Here is a 3,880-nt window from a genome sequence, read left to right as displayed (position 1 = left end):
GTCGTCAACGGCAACCGCGAACTGATCGGCCAGGCGCTGTCCAACATCGTCGACAATGCGATCAAATATTCGACTGATTCCACGTCCAAGCCGGCGGTCCGGGTGACGCTTGAGCGCACCCATGGCGAGATCAGGCTTTGTGTCGCCGACAMCGGCCAGGGCATTCCAGACGATGCCGATCGCGCTCGGGCGACCGAACGTTTCGTTCGGCTGGAGAAGAGCCGCTCGCAGCCTGGCTCCGGCCTAGGCCTCAGCCTCGCCAAGGCGGTCATGACCTTCCACTCTGGACGGCTTGATCTCTTGCCTGGCAATCCGGGACTATCCGTGGTCATGAGTTTCCCTGCACGGGAGGATCACTGATGGCTGCGGCCGCGAAACGGACGGCCACGGACTGGCTGCTGAAGCCGGTGCTGGAGCTTGTCCCTCTCGATGAAGGTCGGGCGCGACAGGAACTGACCGAAATCACTGCTGTGGCACGCGAAGAAGGGCTGACGCGGCTGGCCAAGTTCCTGGCCGGCAAAGGGAAGGGCGAAGATTTCCTTACCGCTGTCTTCGATCTCTCGCCATTTTTGCGCGACACGGCGCGTCGCCGGCCCCGGATTCTGGATGCTCTCTTCGACCAGCCGGTCGAGGCGCGTCTGAAGGCGATCGCCGCCGCGATCGAACAGGCGCCGCTGGCCGAGGCGGTCTCCGAATCCAGCCTGATGATGGAGCTGCGCCAGTGCAAGGCCGAAGCGCATTTCCTGATCGCGCTCGCCGACCTCGCCGGGGAGGCGGAAACGTCGCTGACGGTACGGCGGCTGAGCGACCTTGCCGACGCCTGCACCCGGGCGGCAGTCGACTTCCTGCTGCGCGACGCGCATGGCCAGGGCAAGCTCAAACTGCCCAATCTCGACAACCCGTCGCGGCAGTCGGGCTGGATCCTGCTCGGCATGGGCAAGCTCGGCGCGCATGAGCTGAATTTCTCCTCCGACATTGATCTCGTCGTCTTCTTCGATCCGGAAGCACCCGCAATTGTCGATCCTCTCGACGCCACAGAGCTGTTTTCGCGGCTGACGCGACGGCTGGTGCGCATCCTGCAGGATCGCACCGAGCACGGCTACGTCTTCCGCACCGATCTGCGGCTGCGCCCCGATCCCGGTTCGACTCCGCTGGCGATCCCCGTTGAAGCAGCACTGCGCTACTACGAAGCGCGTGGCCAGAACTGGGAACGCGCGGCGATGATCAAGGCGCGTCCGGTCGCCGGCGACCTCGCCGCGGGTGCAGCCTTCCTCAAGGAGTTGCAGCCCTATATCTGGCGCAAATACATGGACTACGCGGCGATTGCCGACGTCCATTCGATCAAGCGCCAGATCCACGCCCACAAGGGCCATGGCGAGATCGCCGTGAAGGGCCACAACGTCAAGCTCGGCCGTGGCGGCATCCGTGAGATCGAGTTCTTCGTCCAGACCCAGCAGCTCATCGCCGGCGGCCGCTTTCCGGAACTGCGCGGCCGCGAAACCGTGCCGATGCTCGGCCAACTCGCGGCCCGCGGATGGATCACCACTGAGGCGCGTGACGCACTCGCCCGCCAGTACTGGTTCCTGCGCCGCGTCGAGCACGCCATCCAGATGGTGGCCGACGAGCAGACCCACACGCTGCCGGAAGACGATGAGGGGCTGGAGCGCATCGCCCGCATGCTGGGCTTTGCCGATGCGGCTGCCTTTTCCCTGGCGTTTCGCGCCTCGTTGCAGCAGGTCGAACGCCATTATGCAGCACTTTTCGAAACGGCCCCCGAGCTTTCGGCGGGCATCGGCAATCTGGTCTTCACCGGCGATGTCGACGATCCCGACACGCTGCAGACCTTGCATGGCCTCGGTTTCCAGCGGCCAAGCGACATCTGCCGCGTCATCCGCGGCTGGCATTTTGGCCGCTACCGCGTCACCCAGTCGGCGGAAGCGCGCGAGCGGCTGACGGAATTGACGCCGGCGCTGCTCAAGGCCTTCGGCCAGACGCGCCGGGCGGACGAGGCGCTGATCCGCTTCGACGAGTTTCTTGCCGGCCTGCCGGCCGGCATCCAGCTGTTTTCATTGCTGCAGTCAAACCCGGCGCTGCTCAAGCTGATGGCAACGATCATGGGCGCAGCGCCCCGGCTGGCGGCGATCATCACACGCCGGCCGCATGTCTTCGACGGCCTGCTCGACCCGGCCTTGCTGAGTGAACTGCCGGACCGCGCGTATCTGTCGGCACGGCTGTCCGCCTTTGTCGAAGGCGATCGCCTTTATGAGGATGTGCTCGACCGWYTGCGCATCTTTGCCTCSGAGCAGAARTTCCTSATCGGYGTGCGSCTGCTYGCSGGCTCGATCGATCCGGCCCGGGCCGGCCGCGCCTTTTCCGATCTGGCCGATCTCACCATCGAGGCGGCCTTGCAGGCGGTGATAACCGAATTCGCGGCGCGCCACGGCACGATCGCCGGCGGCGTTGTTTCGCTGCTAGGAATGGGCAAGCTTGGCAGTCGCGAATTGACCGCCGGGTCGGATGTCGACCTCATCCTGCTCTACGACCATGACGCGGATGCCGAGGATTCCGACGGCGACAAGCCGCTGGCGCCTTCGCATTACTACACCCGCATGACGCAGCGGCTGATCGCGGCCGTCTCGGCACCGACAGCCGAGGGTGTGCTCTACGAACTCGACCTGCGGCTGCGGCCGTCCGGCAACAAGGGTCCGGTGGCCACCCACATCGACGCCTTCAAGAAGTACCAGCGCCAGGAGGCCTGGACCTGGGAGCACATGGCACTGTCGCGGGCACGCGCCATTGCCGGCGATGCTGGCCTGTGCGCTGAAGTCGAAGCGGAGGTTGCCGCCGTGCTTGGCCAGCCGCGCGACGCGGCAAAGGCTAGGGCCGAGGCCTCGGACATGCGCGCCATGATCGATAAGGAAAAGCCGCCGCGCGATCTCTGGGACATCAAGCTGATCCCTGGCGGACTGATCGATCTCGAATTCATCGCCCAGGTGGCTGTCATCACCGGGCAGGTTGAGGCCGGGCCACGTGTCACCGGTACGGCCGAGATCCTGTCGCGCCTCGCGCCTGGCTTCGCTGATGCAGGAGTCAGAGAGGAACTTGGCGCCGCCTTCGCGCTCTATCTGGCGCTGACCCAGATGACGCGGCTGTGCCTCACTGGAGCGTTCGAGCGCGATGACGTTCCGCCGGGACTTTCGGATCTGCTTCTGGCGGTGACCGACCTGCCGGATTTCAGTGTGCTGGAAGCACATCTCAAGGAGACGTCGCAAAAGGTCAGGAAGGATTTCGACCTTTTGCTTCGTGCCGGACGACCGTGAAATAGCTGGTCCGGCCGCATCGGGGGTGACGATGCAACAGGAGAAGACCCATGAGAAAGTCAACCAAGCTTGCCCTTGCCTTCGCAGCACTTGCCGGCGCCGTCGGCACCACGGCCTATGCCGAAAACAATGCCAGCGCAAAAATGCGCGAGGACACGATGATGCGCCTCAACAAGGCGATGAGCGATTCAGATGGCGCCATCACCTTCGACCAGTTCTCCGAAGCCATGAACGCGCGGCTGAAGAAGCTCGTTGCCGCCAATGGCGGCAAGCTGACCGTCGCCCAGCTCGCCGACGCGCTGGAGAAGGCGCGCTTCGAGCGGACGGCAAAGCGCATCATCGCCCGCTACGACACCAAGGGCGACGGCACGCTGACGTCAGATGACATCACCGGTCGCGAGAAAAAGGTCTTCGCCATGCTCGACAAGAACAATGACGGCAAGATCGAGAAGGGTGAGCTACCGAAGGGCGACCATCACTCCCAATTGGATGACGAAGGCAACGACGGCAGCGTGCAGTGAGGTTTGTTCGAGGAAAGCTCCGGCGCGCCGGCCGGAGCC

General features: G+C 64.5%; 3 protein-coding genes. All 3 read left to right on the top strand.

Going from position 1 to position 3,880, the window contains the following annotated elements:
* On the top strand, nt 1-360 hold a 360-nt coding region (locus AC1DX0_RS32405; protein ID WP_477358474.1), incomplete at its 5' end, for a sensor histidine kinase.
* A complete protein-coding gene (locus AC1DX0_RS32400) occupies nt 360-3,320 on the top strand; it encodes a bifunctional [glutamine synthetase] adenylyltransferase/[glutamine synthetase]-adenylyl-L-tyrosine phosphorylase (protein WP_477219508.1) in 2,961 nt (986 codons plus the stop codon). The genes AC1DX0_RS32405 and AC1DX0_RS32400, both read left to right, overlap by 1 nt.
* 50 nt (nt 3,321-3,370) lie before the next feature.
* On the top strand, nt 3,371-3,841 hold the full coding sequence (locus tag AC1DX0_RS32395) for an EF-hand domain-containing protein (protein WP_477219507.1): 471 nt from the start codon (nt 3,371-3,373) through the stop codon (nt 3,839-3,841).
* Nucleotides 3,842-3,880: the final 39 nt, after the last annotated feature.

The sequence above is a fragment of the Mesorhizobium sp. P3_A9 genome, assembly GCF_056402975.1.
The sequence above is the reverse complement of the archived record's forward strand: the minus strand, read 5'-3'. Positions and strand labels throughout refer to the sequence as shown.

Excerpts from the sequence above, each read along its gene's own strand:
- AC1DX0_RS32395 (WP_477219507.1), top strand. The coding sequence starts at position 3,371 with ATGAGAAAGTCAACCAAGCTTGCCCTTGCCTTCGCAGCACTTGCCGGC.